Annotated in this window: 14 protein-coding genes and 1 pseudogene; 8 read left to right on the top strand and 7 right to left on the bottom strand. The window is 73.2% G+C overall.

All coding sequences use genetic code 11. From position 1 onward, the window contains the following. Together G3I41_RS26800 and G3I41_RS26795 are read left to right on the top strand one after the other, a co-directional pair. On the top strand, positions 1–2003 hold a 2003-nt coding region (locus G3I41_RS26800), incomplete at its 5' end, for a PQQ-binding-like beta-propeller repeat protein (protein WP_164402942.1). 157 nt (positions 2004–2160) lie between these two features. Continuing rightward, a complete protein-coding gene (locus G3I41_RS26795; protein ID WP_164402941.1) occupies positions 2161–3318 on the top strand; it encodes a C40 family peptidase in 1158 nt (385 codons plus the stop codon). A 25-nt stretch (positions 3319–3343) separates the two neighbouring features. On the opposite strand, the gene G3I41_RS26790 is transcribed toward G3I41_RS26795, so the two are convergent. Genes G3I41_RS26790 through G3I41_RS26770 form a run of 5 tightly spaced genes read right to left on the bottom strand, consistent with a single transcriptional unit; the run spans position 3344 to position 9083 of the window. Then, entirely contained in the window at positions 3344–4585 is a 1242-nt protein-coding gene (locus G3I41_RS26790; RefSeq protein WP_164402940.1) for a styrene monooxygenase/indole monooxygenase family protein, read from the bottom strand. A 41-nt stretch (positions 4586–4626) separates the two neighbouring features. Next, complete coding sequence (locus G3I41_RS26785; protein WP_164402939.1) at positions 4627–5274, bottom strand: ATP/GTP-binding protein; 648 nt, start codon at positions 5272–5274, stop codon at positions 4627–4629. Then, the gene (locus G3I41_RS26780; RefSeq protein WP_018102680.1) at positions 5255–5671 is read right to left on the bottom strand and encodes a DUF742 domain-containing protein; all 417 of its coding nucleotides are present in this window, start codon (positions 5669–5671) and stop codon (positions 5255–5257) included. The genes G3I41_RS26785 and G3I41_RS26780 overlap by 20 nt, the downstream gene beginning before the upstream one ends. Further along, positions 5668–6150 carry a roadblock/LC7 domain-containing protein gene (locus G3I41_RS26775; RefSeq protein WP_164402938.1) on the bottom strand — a complete coding sequence of 161 codons (483 nt, stop codon included), beginning with the start codon at positions 6148–6150 and terminating at the stop codon, positions 5668–5670. Before G3I41_RS26775 ends, G3I41_RS26780 begins: the two co-directional genes overlap by 4 nt. Beyond that, the gene (locus tag G3I41_RS26770) at positions 6147–9083 is read right to left on the bottom strand and encodes a nitrate- and nitrite sensing domain-containing protein (RefSeq protein ID WP_164402937.1); all 2937 of its coding nucleotides are present in this window, start codon (positions 9081–9083) and stop codon (positions 6147–6149) included. The genes G3I41_RS26775 and G3I41_RS26770 overlap by 4 nt, the downstream gene beginning before the upstream one ends. Before the next feature lie 364 nt (positions 9084–9447). Here G3I41_RS26770 and G3I41_RS26765 point away from each other — a divergent pair, with 364 nt between their 5' ends. Beyond that, the gene (locus tag G3I41_RS26765) at positions 9448–10230 is read left to right on the top strand and encodes a protein phosphatase 2C domain-containing protein (RefSeq protein ID WP_164402936.1); all 783 of its coding nucleotides are present in this window, start codon (positions 9448–9450) and stop codon (positions 10228–10230) included. 20 nt (positions 10231–10250) lie between these two features. On the opposite strand, the gene G3I41_RS26760 is transcribed toward G3I41_RS26765, so the two are convergent. Next, positions 10251–10733, bottom strand: coding sequence for a MarR family transcriptional regulator (locus G3I41_RS26760; protein ID WP_164402935.1), 483 nt, complete (start codon positions 10731–10733; stop codon positions 10251–10253). Positions 10734–10973: 240 nt separating this feature from the next. On the opposite strand from G3I41_RS26760, the gene G3I41_RS26755 reads away from it, so the two are divergent. Next, entirely contained in the window at positions 10974–11816 is an 843-nt protein-coding gene (locus G3I41_RS26755; RefSeq protein ID WP_164402934.1) for a lysozyme, read from the top strand. Between the two features lie 239 nt (positions 11817–12055). Further along, entirely contained in the window at positions 12056–12736 is a 681-nt protein-coding gene (locus tag G3I41_RS26750; protein ID WP_239081854.1) for a polysaccharide deacetylase family protein, read from the top strand. A gap of 65 nt (positions 12737–12801) precedes the next feature. On the opposite strand, the gene lon is transcribed toward G3I41_RS26750, so the two are convergent. Then, entirely contained in the window at positions 12802–15222 is a 2421-nt protein-coding gene (gene lon, locus G3I41_RS26745; RefSeq protein ID WP_164402933.1) for an endopeptidase La, read from the bottom strand. 180 nt (positions 15223–15402) lie between these two features. On the opposite strand from lon, the gene G3I41_RS26740 reads away from it, so the two are divergent. The 3 genes and pseudogenes from G3I41_RS26740 to G3I41_RS26730 all read left to right on the top strand — a co-directional run. Continuing rightward, a complete protein-coding gene (locus tag G3I41_RS26740) occupies positions 15403–15804 on the top strand; it encodes a DUF4259 domain-containing protein (RefSeq protein ID WP_164402932.1) in 402 nt (133 codons plus the stop codon). 32 nt (positions 15805–15836) lie between these two features. Next, positions 15837–16439: an RNA polymerase sigma factor gene (locus G3I41_RS26735; RefSeq protein ID WP_164402931.1), complete on the top strand. Its 603-nt coding sequence runs from the start codon at positions 15837–15839 to the stop codon at positions 16437–16439. Continuing rightward, positions 16436–16685: pseudogene (locus tag G3I41_RS26730) on the top strand (zf-HC2 domain-containing protein); the annotation flags it as partial. The gene G3I41_RS26735 and the pseudogene G3I41_RS26730, both read left to right, overlap by 4 nt.

Below are 16685 nucleotides of genomic sequence, written 5' to 3'. Positions count from 1 at the left end.
ACCCGGCCGACCGGCCCACGGCGGGCGCGGTGGCCGCCGAACTCGCCCTGGAGGGCGCGGCGGCCCTGGCCGCGGGCGGCTGGCTCCCGGAAGGGCTGGCGGCGGCGGTGGCCGAGGAGGGCGTCCGGGCCGGGCGGCTCGCGGCCGCGCCCGAGAATTCCGTGTCCATGAAGAACGCGTCTGTGGAGAACCCCGTGTCCGATCAGTATCCGGTGTCCGACGAGAACCCCTCGGGCGCCCGGGGCGCGCAAGCCCCGAAGTCGTACGGGGACGTCTGGGACGCCGTCGCGCCCCGGCCGGCGCCCGAGCCCGACATACAGGACGCCGTGCCGCCGCGGCACCAGGCGACGCCGGTGCCCGAGTGGCAGCAGCCGACGGTCGCCGGGGGCGGCACGGTCCCGGACGCGTCCGCCGCCATCCCGGACACCCGCACCACGCAGCTCGGGGCGATCAGCCATCCCGGCCCGCCCGCCCAGCAGGGGCAGCCCGCACCGTGGCCGGACCAGTCCGCGTACGGGTACCCGGACCAGTCCGCGTACGGGTACCCGGACCAGTCCGCGTACGGGTACCCGCAGCAGCAGGCGCAGCCCCCGTACCAGCAGCAGACCCCCCAGCCCCTGCCCGTACCGCTGCCGCCCGCGCCCATACCGAACGTCGCGCCGCCCGCCGAGCCCCGGCGGTCCGGGCCCAGCCGGCGCGGACTGCTGTTCGGGGTGGTGGGCGGCGTGGCCGGGCTGCTGGTCGGCGGCGGAACGCTGTACGCGCTGACCTCGGGCGACGAGGACAAGCCCGGCCCGGACCCGAAGCCGGCGCCCACGTCGGGCGGGCCGAGCGTCGCGGGGCTTCCCCCGCAACCCCAGTGGGTCTACAACCACCCGGCCTCCGATCCCCTCCCCCGGACCGCCGCGGTCTGGAAGAACCGCCTGCTGGTGCTCACCGACGACAACCAGGCCAGCGCCGTCGACCTGCGGACCGGCCGCCGGGTGTGGCAGAACGCGGATGGTGCCAAGGGGCAGGCGGCACTGGCCGCCGGCGACGAGTTCTGCTTCGTGGCGACTCCGACGGAGTTCCTCTGGCTTTCGGCGAAGGACGGCAAGGCCGCCCACCGGGTCCCGTTCTCCACCGGCTTCCAGGGCGTGCCCGGCATGACGATCCGCACGCTGATCGGCTCGGAGGGGGCGACCCTCTGGTTCACCGGCTCGCACCGGACCACCGTGAAGGCCCCCGAGCCGAAGAAGGGCGAGAAGCCCGGCAAGGACCGGCAGGTCGTGAAGTCGTACCTGTTCGGCTACGACATCGTGCAGCGCAAGGAGTTGTGGCGGACCCCGGTACCCAGCGGCCGGGGCCCGATCGCGCCCGTCTTCCGGCTGATCGCGGTCCGGCCGGACGCCATCGTCGTACGGCAGGACTCCCGGACGCTCGCCCCGGCCGCCCTGAAGGCCGCGAAGAAGAAGGGCGTCTTCCGCAGCTTCGACCGTGCGACCGGAAAGGCGCAGTGGAGCCGCAGGTTCGGGAACGTCGCCCTCGACGGAGCGGCCGTCGGCGACGAGGAGGGCACCATCTACGCGGCGGACGGCCCCCATCTGCGCGCCTTCGAGACGCCCGCCGGCAAGGCGAAGTGGACGCTGAAGGGCACCCGCGGCTCCGTCTTCGGGACGTCCCTCCCCTCGGGTGACCTGCTGTACACCACGAACCGCAACCAGGAGGTGGGGGCGCTCGATCCCAAGACCGGGAAGCCCAAGTGGCGCCGGTCCACGGAGGCCGCGGGCGACAAGGCTCCCGTGCTCTCCGTCAGCGGCTCGGGCGACACCGTGCTCGCCGCCGACCCCGGCCAGGTCACCGCCTTCTCCGCGGCCGACGGCAAGCGCCTCTGGAAGTTCCAGGACATCGGCGACCAGGCCCCGGACAGCGAGACCGCCAAGGCCGGCTACCAGGTGCTGGCGTACGACAAGACGGCGGTCGTGCGGCGCGGCCGCACGGTGTACGCGTTCCCGGTCGCCTGACTGCCGCGCACCGCCTTCCGGGCGAATCCGGAAGGCGGTGGAGGGCCGCCGCGGCCGTGGCTTCTTGCATCGCCCCGTCGCACGGGTGAGCGTATGGACGCATTGCGCTCACTCATGGGGTAGTCGCACGATTCACCCCGGTTCCGGAGGTGATGTCGTGTCGTCGGGCACCCTGGTACGTTCCCTCGGCTCGGCGGCCCTGGCCGCCGTCGTCGTGGTCTCGCCGGCCACCGCCGTGGCCGCCCCCTCGCCCGGCGCGGGCGGGTCCCCCGGCACACCGGCCGGCGGGGCCGCCGGGCTGCTGACCGAGTTGCGGCTCCTCTACCAGCAGGCCGAAGAGGCCACCGAGACCTACAACGGCACGACGGCCGAGCTGAAGAAGCGGGCCGCGAAGGCGAAGAAGCTCGACGCGGCCCTCGCCACCGCGCGCCGCTCGCTGACCCGGGGGCGTGACGCCGCCGGGCAGCTGGCCCGCGAGCAGTACCAGGGCCGGTCCGAGCTCTCGGCGTACCTGCGGCTGCTGCTGATGCGCGACCCCGAGGCCGCCCTGACCCAGGGCCAGGTCATCCAGCGGCTCGCCGCCGGACGGGCGGCGGCCGTGCGGCGGCTCGGCGCGGCCGAGAAGCGGGCCGACGAGCTGGCGAAGGAGTCCCGCAAGGTGCTCGCCGAGCAGCGGGCCCTGGCCGCGCGGAAGAAGAAGGACCGCGACACCGTACGGACCCGGCTGAAACAGGTGGAGGCGAAGATCGCCACGCTCTCCGCGGACCAGCTGGCCGAGGTCAACGGGCTGGAGCGGAAGAACACCGACAAGGCCCAGAACGCCCTGGTGGCCTCCGGCGCGCTCTCCTCCTCCCGCCCGCCGACCGCCCAGGGCGGCGCGGCCGTGCGGTACGCGGTCCGCCAGATCGGCAAGCCGTACGTGTGGGGCGCGCAGGGGCCGGGTTCGTTCGACTGCTCCGGGCTCACCTCGCAGGCGTGGGCGAACGCCGGCCGCGTCATCCCGCGCACCTCGCAGGAGCAGTGGCGCCTGCTGACCAGGATCCCGATGAGCGCGCTGCGCCCGGGCGACCTGGTGGTCTACTTCCCGAAGGCGACCCATGTGGCGCTGTACATCGGCAACGGCCTGGTGGTGCAGGCGCCCCGGCCCGGCACCAGCGTGAAGGTCTCGCCCGTGGCGTCCAACCCGGTGCTGGGCGCGGTCCGGCCCGACCCGGACGGCGCCCCGCTCGCCTCGTACGAGGGCCCGGAGCTGCCCGCGGGCGCGACGGACAGTTCGGACGAGGGGTACGGGGCCTCCTCGGTCCCGGGCGCGTGACGGCCGGGACCGGGGGGCCGCGCGGTCAGGCGGCCGGGCCCGCCAGCGAGGCGAGGTAGGCGTCCGCCTTCTCCGGCTCGAAGAAGAAGTTCTCGAAGTCCGCCGGGTCGTTGAAGCCGTTGGCGAAGCGGTCCGCGACCGGCTGGAGCTGTCCGCCGGCGCCGATCAGGTTCAGCACGTGCTCCGGCGGGACGCCGAGCATGGCGTTGGTCCACTTGGTGACGTGCTGGGCGGTGTCCCAGTAGCGGTCGAAGGTGGCCTGCATCCACGCCTCGTCGAACTCGCGGTCGCCGTGCTCGACGATCGCGTCGAGGTAGGCGGCGGCGCACTTGGACGCCGAGTTGGAGCCCTGGCCGGTGATCGGGTCGTTGGCGACGACCACGTCCGCGACGCCGAGCACCAGGCCGCCGCCGGGCAGCCGGCCGACCGGCTTGCGGACGGTGGGGGCGTAGCGGCCGGCGAGGGTGCCGTTGGCGTCGGTCAGCTCGACCTTGGTGGCGCGGGCGTACTCCCAGGGGGTGAAGGCCTCCATCAGCTCCAGGGTCTTCGCCAGGTGCTCGGAGGGGTCCTTGACGCCCTGGAACGCGTCGAGCGGCCCGCCCGGGACGCCCTCCCAGAACAGGATGTCCGCGCGGCCGGACGTGGTCAGGGTCGGCATCACGAAGAGCTCGCCGACGCCCGGGACCAGATTGCACCGGACCGCGTCGAAGTCCGGGTGCTCCGGGCGCGGGCCCATGCCGTGGACGTACGCGACGGCCAGCGCGCGCTGCGGGGCGTCGAACGGCGAACGGGACGCGTCCCGGCCGAACATCGAGACCAGCTCGCCCTTGCCGGCGGCGACCAGCACCAGGTCGTAGGTGCGGGAGAAGTAGTCCAGGTCGGAGACGGCCGCGCCGTGGATGACGAGCTGTCCGCCGCGCTGGGCGAAGGTGTCCATCCAGCCGGCCATCTTGACGCGCTGGTCCACGGACTGGGCGTATCCGTCGAGCTTGCCGACCCAGTCGACGGCCCGCGAGGAGTCGGGGGCGGCGACCGAGACGCCGAGCCCCTCGATGCGGGGGGCCTGGGACTCCCAGAAGTTGAGCTGGAGGTCCCGCTCGTGCTGGAGCGCGGTGTGGAACATGCACTGCGTCGACATGACCCGCCCGGAGCGGATCTCGTCGGCGGTGCGGTTGGACATCAGGGTGACCTCGTACCCCTTGGACTGCAGGCCCAGGGCGAGCTGGAGCCCGGACTGGCCGGCTCCGACTATCAGTATCTTCCGCATCGCGGTTCTCCGTTGTGTGGTGCTGAGGGGGAGGCTGGGGGCTACGCGGGGGTGGCGTCGAGGGCGTGGCCGACGAGGGCCAGCAGGGACTCGACCACCGTGATCCGGTTGCGCGCGTCCATGATCACCACGGGTACGTGCGCGGGTACGGTCAAGGCCTCCCGGACGTCCTCGGCCTCGAAGCCCGGCGTCCCCTCGAAGTGGTTGACGGCCACGATGTACGGCAGCCCGCAGCTCTCGAAGTAGTCGAGGGCGGGGAAGCAGTCGGCGAGGCGGCGGGTGTCGGCCATGACGACGGCGCCGATCGCGCCGCGCACCAGGTCGTCCCACATGAACCAGAACCGCTGCTGGCCCGGCGTGCCGAACACGTACAGCACGAGGTCGTCGTCCAGCGTGAGCCGGCCGAAGTCCATGGCGACGGTCGTGGTGGCCTTGTCCGGGGTGGCGCTGAGGTCGTCGGTGTCCTCGCTGGCCCGGGTCATCATGGCCTCGGTCTGCAAGGGGGTGATCTCGGAGACCGCGGTCACGAAGGTCGTCTTGCCGACGCCGAAGCCGCCCGCGACGACGATCTTCGTAGCGATCGGGGCCCGGGTGCGGTCCAGCTGCCAGGGCTGGAGCTTCTCCTCGGGCTGGTCCTCCGGGCCCGGCTGCCGCGGTGCGAACAGCGACTCAGAGACGGCGGAGTCCATCGAGCACCCTTTCGAGCAGTGCGCGGTCGGGCTGGCCGGTGCCGTGCCCGGTCCCGTACACGCGGATCTTTCCCTGGTCGGCCAAGTCGCTGAGCAGCACCCGGACCACGCCGAGCGGCATCTTCAGCAGCGCCGAGATCTCGGCGACGGTACGCATCCGGCGGCAGAGCTCGACGATGGCCCTCAGCTCCGGCATCAGGCGGGTCGCCAGATTGCCGTTGGTGAGTTCGCGGCGCTCCTCGGGGGCCTCCAGCGCGGCGACGAACGTCTCGACCAGCAGGACGTGCCCGAAGCGGGTACGGCCGCCGGTGAGCGAGTACGGGCGGACCCGCGCGGGCCGTTTGCCGGCCCCCCGGACGGGCAGTTTGCGGGCGGGTCCGGCTGCGGCGTGGCTCACTGGGCGCTCTCCATCGATTTGCGCAGCTCACTGCGGAGTTCGGGGGTGAGTACGTGTCCGGCGCGGCCGACGAACAGCGCCATGTGGTACGCGGTGACGCCCATGTCGCAGTCGGGGGCGGCGTGCACCCCGAGCAGCGAGCCGTCGCTGATCGACATGACGAAGACGCTGCCCTCCTCCATGGCGACCATGGTCTGCTTCACGCCGCCGCCCTCCATCAGCTTCGCGGCGCCGACGGTGAGGCTGCCGATGCCGGAGACGATGGTGGCCAGATCGGCGCTGGAACCACGCGGTCCGCTCTGCGGGGCCGCGGGCTCGGCGGCGTCGTGGTGGCCGGGGTCGGAGGAGAGCAGCATCAGCCCGTCGGACGAGACGACGGTGACCGAGTGGACCCCTGGCACCTCCTCCACGAGATTGCTCAGCAACCACTGCAGGTTCCGTGCCTCGGTGCTCAGCCCGAATGTGCTGGGCGCAGTCAACTGCGTGCCTCCTCGACTGTGTCCCCCGTCTCTCCGGTCCGGCCGTCGCTGCGGCCTGCCGGCTCGGCGTGCTCGGTACGTGTGGGGCTCGCACCCTCGGCGAGTTCGGCCTCGACGTCGCGACGGCCGTCCCTGGCCCCCTGCTGGAATCCGCCGAGCCTGCGCCGCAGGGCCTCCTTGTCGACGCTCCCCTGCCGCTCGGCGACGGGTGCCCCGGCGGCCCGGACCACCTTGGGCGTCCGCTTGGGCAGCCCCTTGTCGGTGACGGCTTCGGCGCCGGGCTTACGGGGGCCGGGGACGGTGTCCACGGGTTCCGCCGCCGCGGGGGAGACGGGGGCCGGGGCCTCGTCGGCGGCGCGCTCGTGGCGATCGGGGCCGATGGCGTACGGGCCGGGGGCGGTGGCCTCCTCCGTCGGCGGGGGGCGGGGCAGGCGGACCTGGAGGGTGCGCTCGGGGTCGTGGGTCGCGGCGGGGGCGCCGGGCGCCTCCGGGGTGGGGTCCGGCTCGGGGGCGGGGTCCGGCTCGGGGGTTGCCGCGGGTTCGGGGGCCGTTGCGGGATCGGGGGCCGTAGGCGGCTCCGGGGCCACATCGGCCTCGGGGGCCTCGCGCGGCTCCGGGGCCACATCGGCCTCCGGGGTCACGTCGGCCTCAGGGGCCGCAGGCATCTCCGGGGCCGCAGGCGTCTCCGCCGCCCCCGCCAGGGCCCGCTCCGCCGCCGCGATCATCGGGTCGTCCGAGGTGGACGCGGCGCGCCCCGGCAGGGTGTTGGAGTTGGCCTCGGCCACCGAGCCCGGCAGGTTCAGCGCAGGCGCGTCGCCCGGGGCGGTGACGGACGGGGGCGTCGCGGCCGGGAGCGCCTTGGGCAGCAGGGCCTCGGGGAGGACGACGACCGCCGTCACCCCGCTGCCCTTCTGCTCGCGCAGCTCCACGCGTACGCCGTGCCGGGCGGCGAGCAGCGAGGTGACCTGGAGGCCGAGACCGGCCCCGTCGGCGTTCTGCTCACCGGCCTCGAAGAGCGCCGGGTCGGCCAGGCGGGTGTTGAGCTCGCCCATCCGTACGGACGACATGCCGATGCCCTCGTCCTGGACGGAGAGCATCACCTCGCCGCTCTCCAGGAGCCAGCCCGAGAGCTGGACGTGGGAGTCGGGCGGCGAGAACGAGGTGGCGTTCTCCAGGAGCTCGGCGACCAGGTGGCTGAGGTCGTCCGCGGCGAACCCGGCGACCTGGGCGTGCGGCGGCAGGGACTGGATGGTGACCCGCTCGTACCGCTCGATCTCGCTGACGGCCGCGCGCAGGACGTCGACCAGCGGGATGGGGCCCGCGTGGCCGTGTCCGTGGTCGGCACCCGCGAGGACCAGCATGTTCTCGCTGTGGCGGCGCATGACCGTGGCCATGTGGTCGAGCTTGAAGAGGGTGCCGAGCCGTTCCGGGTCCTGCTCGCGCTCCTCCAGGGACTCGATGACGCCGAGCTGCCGCTCGACCAGGCCGAGGGTGCGCAGCGAGAGGTTGACGAAGGTGTGGTGGACGGTGTTCTTCAGCTTCTCCAGCTGGGCCGTCAGGTCCGCCGCCCGCACCTGGAGTTCGGCGCGCTGCACCGTGAGGGCCTCGCGCCCGGCGAGCAGTTCGGCGCGCTCGGTCTCCAGGCGCGCGAAGCGCCCGTCGACCTCCTGGAGCAGTTCTCGCAGGCGGCCGTGCAGCGCGTTGATCGAGCGGACGGTCTGGGCGAACTCGTCGTTGCGGCCGGTGTAGCGGACCGGTTCGGCGGTGGCCGGTTCGGCGGCGAGCCGGGCGGCGCCGATGCGGAGTACGGCGAGCGGCTGGGTGAGGGTGCGGGCGACGGCGGTGGAGACGGCGACCGCGACGAGCAGGCAGCCGCCGAGGAGGGCGATGCGCAGTTCGAGGGCGGTGACGTCGTCGTCGCGGAGCTGTTCGAGGCGCTGGACCTGGGTGGTGCCGAGCGCGGACTCCACGGAGCGCATCCGGTCGACCCGGGCGGCGAGGGCCGCGGCGACCTTCTTGTCGCTGACCTTCAGGTCGGAGTCGGACAGTTCGGGGCGGTCGGTCAGCTCGGCGAGGTACTTCTCGGCGCTGTTGACCTCGGGGCCGGTGACGGTGGAGGCCAGCTTGTCGCGGGCGGTGGCGCCGGCGGACCGGTCGAAGTCGGCGAGTGCGGAGAGTTCGCCGACCCGGGCCTGCTGGGCGGCGGCGCTCAGCGCGTCCCGGGTGCGGTCCTCCTTGGTCTCGCCCTCGTCCTCGCTCTGGACGGGCAGCCCGGTGAACGGGTCGATGCGCGGCGGGGCCGGCTCCGGGCGGGGCACGGCGAGCGCGGCGAGCAGCAGCCCCCGGGCGGCGGACGCCTCCTCGGTGGCCCGGCCGAGCGCCTGCGGGGTGCGGGCCGCGTCGGCGGCGCGCGGCGGGGTGGAGCGGGCGAGCTCGTCGGCGAGGCCGTGGAGTTTGACGATGACCTCGGAGTACGCCCGGTGGGCCTCCAGGGCCGTGCCCTTGCCGCTCACCGCGTCGCGGCGCAGGGACGGGATGGTGGAGAGGTCGCGCTGGAGGTCGGCCGGTGCCGTCTCCCGGATCTCGTCCACCCGCTGGTCGACGCGGGCGCCCTGGTTGCCCGGCTCGCCCTCGCGGCCGCCCGCGATGTAGGCGGTGACCTCGTCGCGCTCGTCGGCGAGGGAGTGGGCCAGGGAGATCGCCTGCTGGTTCAGCTCGGCGAGGGTGACCAGGTGCTGCGAGTCGGTGAGGTCGGAGGAGGCGGCGAGCACGGCCGGTGTGCCCGCCGCTATGACGGTGATCCCGACGACGGCGACGCCCGCGACCAGCCGGCTGCGGACGCGCACGCGGCGACCGCCCTCGACCGGGGTCGCCGGCGCCGCCTCGGAACCGCTGTTGCTGCCGCCCTTGCTCCGAGGCCGCTTCTTCTGCACCGGTGCTCGCAATCTCGACTCGTCCGCCCTTGAAGCAGAGGTGACGCGCGGTCACGTGAACGAGCGTCCCGCCCCCTGGTACGGCTCCCGACCATTCCAGTGCTTTTCAGGAGGGGGCGCGCATCAACCGCTCCGCCACACGAACGAGTGAACAACACTCCCGAGTTGGCGAACAAGTCTCCCCAGCGGGCCCCGGCGCCATGCGTGGGCACCGGCTGGAACTTCCGCGCGGGCTTTGGCAGGATGCCCGCCCGCACCTCCGGGCGGAGTGATTCCTTCCGGCTCGGCCGACCTCCTGACCTGCTGGTACACACCCATAGTGGTGCCGTGCAGGCACGGTGAAGGCATCGTGCAGACTGACCGCATGCGCATCGAACTCGCGACGGCCCCCGGCACCCCGGACCACCCGAACGAGGACTGGACGGCCTCGGTCCTCCCCGCCTCCGGTCGGGGCGGGGGGCTGGTGCTGCTGGACGGCGTGACCCCGCCGCGGGGCGATGCCGGTTGTGTGCACCCGGTTCCGTGGTTCACGGCCCGGCTGGGCGGCGCGCTGGTCGAACTGTCCGGTTCGCGACGGGATCTGACCTTGCGGGAGGTCCTCGCGGAGTCCATCCGGCGCACCGCGGACGCCCACCGCTCGACCTGTGACCTTTCTCACGTACGTACGCCGCAGGCAACCGTCGTCCTGGTGCGTTGGGACGAGGCCGAGGTGGAGCACCTGGTGCTGTCCGATTCGGTGCTGCTCCTCGAATCGCCCGGCGGAGGCGTCCGCGCGGTGCTGGACGACCGGCTCGGCCGGCTGCCCCGGGAGCTGCTGGTCTCGGACGCGGTGGCGGACGCCCGGGCGCGCAACAAGGAGGGCGGCTTCTTCACGGCCGCCGCCGACCCGGCCGTGGCGGAGCGCGCGGTCACCGGGCGGACGCCGCGCGCCGAGGTGCGGGCCCTGGCCGCGATGACGGACGGGGCGAGCCGCTGGACCGAGATGTTCGGCGCGGGAGACTGGGCGTCGTGTCTGGCGGTCCTGGCGAAGGAGGGCCCGCAGGCGCTGATCGACCGGGTCCGCGCCCTGGAGGACTCGGACACGGAGCGTCAGCACCTCCGGGGCAAGACCCACGACGACGCGACGGCGGCGTACGTACTCCTGTGAGGCCGCGCGCCCCGGAGCCCTCAGTCCTCGGCCCGGGCGTTCAGCTGGTGCAGCAGGCGGGCGAGTTCCGCGACCTCGGCGCGGTCCCAGTCGGCCAGCTTGCGGACGTAGCGGTCGCGGCGGGCGTCGCGGACGCTCCGGAAGCGGGCGAGCCCCTCGTCGGTGAGGTGGACGAGGAACGCCCGCCCGTCGGCCGGATCGGGCTCGCGCGCCACCAGGCCGAGCGTTTCGAGGGCGCGGAGCTGCCGGCTCATGGTGGCCTTGCCGACGCCGAAGTAGGCGGCGAGGTCGGTGGCGCGCTGCCGGCCGGCGGACTCCAGGCGTACGAAGAGGCCGTAGGCGGCGGCCTCCAGTTCGGGGTGCACCTCGCGAGCCATCTCCCCGGAGTTGGCCCGCGCCCGGCGCAGAAAGACGGCCAACTCCAGCTCCAGGGCGAGGAATTCGTGGTCCACACCACTTCCTCCGGTAGCGCCGGGTTCACGTCCGCTTTCGCTCCCGTGCACGTCAACTCCCCTCAAGAGCTTTCCCGCAGATGAAAGTTTCTTCCGCCGCCGGTCATCACCGCAGCTCCGCCAGTATTTCGCAGGAGTAGACCAACGGCGCCGCCCGGACCCCCTTCCGCCACACGGGTCTACGTGCGTAGCGTCATGCATGGCATGGCCACACCATGGCATGCCTCCGGGGTCGCCGTGCGGCGCCTCCCGGGTCGGCAGCTCCCCCCACCGAGGTCTCGGAGGCACGCAATGCCCGTGCACAGATCCGGCTCCAAGAAGTCCCGCCGCTCACGCTTCGCCGCGGCCGGCACCCTGCTCGCAGCACTCTCCCTCCTCATCGCGCTCCCCGGCGCGTCGAGCGCGGCGGGCGGCGACCCCACGGCGCCCGCCCGCGGCACCGCCACCATGGGCATGGGCGTCGTCGCCCACGACGGCAAGGGCGGCCTGCCCGTCGGCTCCACCGTCACCCAGACCGAGGGCGTGGACGTCAGCAGCCACCAGGGCAACGTCGCCTGGTCCACGCTCTGGAACAGCGGCGTGAAGTGGGCGTACACCAAGGCCACCGAGGGGACGTACTACACGAACCCCTACTTCGCGCAGCAGTACAACGGCTCGTACAACGTCGGCATGATCCGCGGCTCGTACCACTTCGCCACGCCCGACACCACGAGCGGCGCCACCCAGGCCAACTACTTCGTGGACCACGGGGGCGGCTGGTCCAAGGACGGCAAGACCCTGCCGGGCGTGCTCGACATCGAGTGGAACCCGTACGGCGCGCAGTGCTACGGCAAGACCGCGTCCCAGATGGTCTCGTGGATCCGTGACTTCGTGAACACGTACAAGGCGCGCACCGGGCGCGACGCGGTGATCTACACCGCGACGAGCTGGTGGCAGTCCTGCACGGGCAACAACGCGAGCTTCGGGACGACCAACCCGCTGTGGGTGGCCCGGTACAACACCACGGTCGGCACGCTTCCGGCCGGCTGGGGCTTCTACACGATCTGGCAGTACACGTCCTCCGGCCCGACGGTGGGCGACCACAACCACTTCAACGGCGCCCTCGACCGCGTGCAGGCGCTCGCGAACGGCTGAGCCTCCCGGCCCCGCGGAGCCCGGTGACGTACCCCGTCGCCGGGCTTCGCCGCGTCCCGACCACCCCACTATGAACCCGGTGTATACAGCACAGGTATAGTCGCCGCTCCAGGTCGCACACCAGTGCGTTCGTTCACCAGAGGGAGTGGCACGCCGTGCCCAGTAAGAGGAAGTCGATCGGTACGGGGTTGGCCGTCGCCCTTGTGACAGCGCTCACGCTGACGCTCAGCGGCTGCACGATGGAGACGACCGCGCCCGGCTCGGCCCGCGACGACGCCGCCGCGGACGCCAAGGCGCCGATGGGGCCGGTGGACTGCCGCAAGGCCAAGTGCATCGCCCTGACCTTCGACGCGGGCCCGGCCGAGGACACGCCCCGTCTGCTGGACATCCTCAAGGAGAAGAAGGTCCACGCGACCTTCTTCCTGCTCGGCAAGAACCACGTCAAGAAGCACCCCGACACCGTGCGGCGCCTCGCGGCCGAGGGCCACGAGATCGCGAACCACACCTGGTCGCACAAGATCCTGACCGACCGGAAGCCCGCCGAGATACGCGCCGAGCTGGAGAAGACGCAGAACGCCATCGCGGAGATCACCGGCACGAAGCCCCGGCTGATGCGCCCGCCGCAGGGCCGCACCGACGACACGATCTCCGGCATCTGCAAGGACCTCGGGCTCTCCCAGATCCTGTGGAGCGCCACCGCCAAGGACTACTCGACGACCGACTCCGCGCTGATCAGGAAGCGGATAGTCGACCAGGCGAGCAAGGACGGCATCATCCTGCTGCACGACATCTACAAGGGCACCGTGCCCGCCGTGCCCGGGATCATCGACACCCTGAAGGAGCGGGGCTACACCTTCGTGACGGTCCCCCAGCTGATGGCCCCCGCCGAGCCGGTACCGGGCACGATCTACCGCCCTTAGGCGCGTACGGCAACGGCCCGCCTCCCCCGCGAGGGGAAGGCGGGCCGCCGTGTCCGTGGCTCCCGTCACGCCGCCTGTGCCGCCGGAACCCTGCGCTCCGCCGTCGCCGGGGCGAGGGCGATCTCCAGGACCTGGCGGACGTCGGTGACCGGGTGGACCTCCAGCGTCTCCAGGACCTCGGCCGGGACGTCGTCCAGGTCCGCCTCGTTCCGCTTGGGGATCACCACGGTGGTGATGCCCGCCCGGTGCGCGGCCAGGAGCTTCTGCTTCAGGCCGCCGATCGGCAGCACCCGCCCGGTCAGCGAGACCTCACCGGTCATCGCCACGTCCGTGCGGACCAGCCGGCCGGAGAGCAGCGAGGCCAGCGCGGTCGTCATCGTGATGCCGGCGCTCGGGCCGTCCTTGGGGACCGCGCCCGCCGGGAAGTGGATGTGCACGCCCCGGTCCTTGAGGTCAGCGACCGGCAGTTCCAGCTCCGCTCCGTGCGACCGGAGGAAGCTCAGCGCGATCTGCGCAGACTCCTTCATGACGTCCCCCAGCTGACCGGTGAGGGTCAGCCCGGACGCCCCGGTCTCCGGGTCGGCGAGCGAGGCCTCCACGAAGAGGACGTCCCCGCCCGCCCCGGTCACCGCGAGCCCGGTGGCCACGCCCGGCACCGACGTACGGCGCTCGGCCGGGTCCTGGGCGGACTCGGGCACGTGGTGCGGACGGCCGATGAGCCCCCGGAGGTCGTCCGCGCCCACCGTGAACGGCAGCTCGCGGTCCCCCAGTTCGCTCTGGGCCGCGACCTTGCGCAGCAGCCGGGCGACGGCGCGCTCCAGGTTCCGCACGCCGGCCTCGCGGGTGTACTCGCCGGCCAGCTTGCGCAGCGCCGGTTCGTCCAGCGTGACCTCGTCCTTCTCCAGACCGGCCCGCTCCAGCTGGCGCGGGAGCAGGTGGTCGCGGGCGATGACGACCTTCTCGTCCTCGGTGTAGCCGTCGAGCCTGACCAGCTCCATGCGGTCGAGCAGCGCCTCCGGGATGGCCTCCAGGACGTTGGCGGTGGCCAGGAAGACGACGTCGCTGAGGTCGAGCTCGACCTCCAGGTAGTGGTCGCGGAAGGTGTGGTTCTGCGCGGGGTCCAGCACTTCGAGGAGGGCGGCGGCCGGGTCGCCCCGGAAGTCGGAGCCCACCTTGTCGATCTCGTCCAGGAGGACGACCGGGTTCATCGAGCCGGCCTCCTTGACGGCGCGCACGATGCGCCCGGGCAGCGCCCCGACGTACGTGCGCCGGTGGCCCCGGATCTCCGCCTCGTCCCGGACACCGCCGAGCGCGACGCGGACGAACTCGCGGCCCATGGCGTGCGCCACGGACTCCCCGAGCGAGGTCTTGCCGACGCCGGGCGGCCCGACGAGGGCCAGCACCGCGCCGCCGCGCCGCCCGCCGACGACGCCGAGCCCGCGGTCGGCCCGCCGCTTGCGCACCGCGAGGTACTCGGTGATGCGCTCCTTCACGTCCTGGAGACCGGCGTGCTCGGCGTCCAGGATCTCCCGGGCGCCCTTGATGTCGTACGCGTCCTCGGTGCGCCGGTTCCAGGGCAGTTCGAGGACGGTGTCGAGCCAGGTCCTGATCCAGGAGCCCTCGGGGCTCTGGTCGGAGGCGCGCTCCAGCTTGCCGACCTCCTTGAGCGCGGCCTCGCGGACGTGCTCGGGCAGATCGGCGGCCTCGACGCGGGCCCGGTAGTCGTCGGACTCGTCCTCCGGGTCCCCGTTGAGCTCGGAAAGCTCCTTGCGTACGGCGTCGAGCTGGCGGCGCAGCAGGAACTCGCGCTGCTGCTTGTCGACGCCCTCCTGGACGTCCTTGGCGATGGACTCGGCGACGTCCTGCTCGGCGAGGTGTTCGCCCAGCCACTGGATGGCCAGCTTCAGCCGGGCGACCGGGTCGGTGGTCTCCAGCAGGCGCACCTTCTGGGCGGTGGTGAGGAAGGGCGAGTAGCCCGAGTTGTCGGCGAGCGCGGAGACGCCCTCGATCTGCTGGACCCGGTCCACGACCTGCCAGGCGCCGCGCTTCTTCAGCCAGCTGGTGGCGAGCGCCTTGTACTCCTTGACCAGCTCGGCGACGGCCCCGGGCAGGGGGTCGGGGACGGAGTCGTCCACCCGGACCCCTTCCACCCAGAGGGCGGCGCCGGGGCCGCTGGTGCCCGCTCCGATGCGGACCCGGTCGCGGCCCCGGATGAGGGCGCCCGGGTCACCGTCGGAGAGCCGCCCCACCTGCTCGACGGTGCCGCGGACACCGATCCCGGTGTACGTCCCGTCGATGCGCGGGACCAGCAGCACCTCGGGCTTGCCCCCGCCCTCGCGGGCGGCTGCCTGTGCGGCCTCGACGGCGGCGCGCACCTCGGTGTCCGACAGGTCCAGCGGCACCACCATTCCCGGCAGCACGACCTCGTCGTCGAGCGGCAGCACGGGCAGGGTGAGCGGTGTGACGGCGTTGGACTCAGTAGCCATGATCTCCCCTTCGGCAGTCAAGTTGAGCTATACCGGCTCAATGCTTATGAGCCCCGGGATGTTCCCCAACCCCTGTTCGCTCTGAGCGATCAGGCGGAGCGCACCCGGGCGGGTGACGCCGGCCCGTTGTCAGAGGCGCCTGCCACGATGCGCGGAGACCGATCCACCAGGGAGACGCATATGGGTACGTGGGACGTGGGCCCCTTCGACAACGACACCGCCGCCGACTGGTGCGGCGGCCTGGACGACGCCGCGCCGGAGGCCCGCGAGGGGATGGTCCGGGCCGCCCTGGCCGAGACGGCGGGCACTGCGGACTACCTGGACTCCGACGTGGCGAACGAGGCGATAGCGGCGGCCGCCCTGGTCGCCGCGCAGTGCCCCGGGGGCGCCGCCGCCGACTCCGCGTACGGCCCGGACGAGCCCCTTCCGGACCTGACCGGCCTGCGCGAGCTGGCGCTCCGGGCCCTGGACCGGGTCCTGACCGAACCGTCCGAGGCGCTGGAGCTCTGGGAGGAAGCGGAGGACGGGCCCTGGCACACGGAGGTCAACCAGCTGCGCGGAATCCTTATGCCCCGGGCGTGAACCGGGCGGTGGCCGGTCGCCGATAAGGAGGTGTGAGCGACTTGCGCCCCTCGGGGGACGACCGGAGTGACGAGGCGCTGCTGCGTGCCGTCGCACAGGGGGACACGGCCGCGCTCGCCGTGTTCTACGACCGGCACGCCGGCTGGCTCCTCGCCCGGCTGAGCCGCCGGTGCCCGGACGCGGAGACCGTACGGGAGGTCGTGCAGGACACCTTCGTGACGGTCTGGCGCTCCGCCGCCGCGCACCGGGGCGCGGCGGCGGGCGGCTGGCTCTGGGTGATCGCCGCCCGGCGCCTGGTCGACGCCCAGCGGACCCGGGCCCGGACGGAACGCGCGGCGGCGGCCGGACAGGCGGGCGACGCCCGCTGGGCCGCCCCCGCGCCGTCCGCCGAGGACCGGGTGCTGACCGGTCTGGAGTACGGGGACGTGGGCGCCGCGCTCGACCGGATCTCGCCCGAGCTCCGGGAGGTCCTGCGGGCGACGGTCGTCGACGGCCTGACCACCAGGGAGGCCGCCCGGCTGCTCGGCATACCGGAGGGCACGGTCAAGACCCGGGCCATGCGGGCCCGCCGCGAACTGCGCGCCGCCCTGGACCGGCTGGTCACGGAGAACGGCCCCCTGGGAGGCACGGCATGACGGCGTGGCACGTGACGGACGATCTGGCCCTGCGGTACGCGGAGGGCACGGCCCCGGAGACGGACTCCTGGTCCCTGGAGAAGCACGTCGAGTCCTGCACCGGCTGCGCGGAACGCGTGTCGACGGCGGTACGTGACCGGGCGGCCGGAGCGGAGGTGCTGGACGCGGTCCGGGCGGCGGTCCTGGCCGAGGCCATGGCGGGGCCGGTCCGGGTGGCGGGGGTGGTTCCGGCGGCGGGGGCGGGGG

It is taken from the genome of Streptomyces sp. SID9727, from assembly GCF_010550605.1.
Classification (GTDB): domain Bacteria; phylum Actinomycetota; class Actinomycetes; order Streptomycetales; family Streptomycetaceae; genus Streptomyces.
Note: the sequence above shows the minus strand (reverse complement) of the source record. Positions and strands in the feature narration are given on the sequence as shown.

What these genes read in the sequence shown, in the direction of transcription:
- G3I41_RS26790 (WP_164402940.1), bottom strand. Translation starts at nt 4,585, where the DNA reads ATGCGGAAGATACTGATAGTCGGAGCCGGCCAGTCCGGGCTCCAGCTC.
- G3I41_RS26785 (WP_164402939.1), bottom strand. Translation starts at nt 5,274, where the DNA reads ATGGACTCCGCCGTCTCTGAGTCGCTGTTCGCACCGCGGCAGCCGGGC.
- G3I41_RS26765 (WP_164402936.1), top strand. Translation starts at nt 9,448, where the DNA reads ATGCGCATCGAACTCGCGACGGCCCCCGGCACCCCGGACCACCCGAAC.
- G3I41_RS26755 (WP_164402934.1), top strand. Translation starts at nt 10,974, where the DNA reads ATGCCCGTGCACAGATCCGGCTCCAAGAAGTCCCGCCGCTCACGCTTC.
- G3I41_RS26750 (WP_239081854.1), top strand. Translation starts at nt 12,056, where the DNA reads ATGGAGACGACCGCGCCCGGCTCGGCCCGCGACGACGCCGCCGCGGAC.
- lon (WP_164402933.1), bottom strand. Translation starts at nt 15,222, where the DNA reads ATGGCTACTGAGTCCAACGCCGTCACACCGCTCACCCTGCCCGTGCTG.
- G3I41_RS26740 (WP_164402932.1), top strand. Translation starts at nt 15,403, where the DNA reads ATGGGTACGTGGGACGTGGGCCCCTTCGACAACGACACCGCCGCCGAC.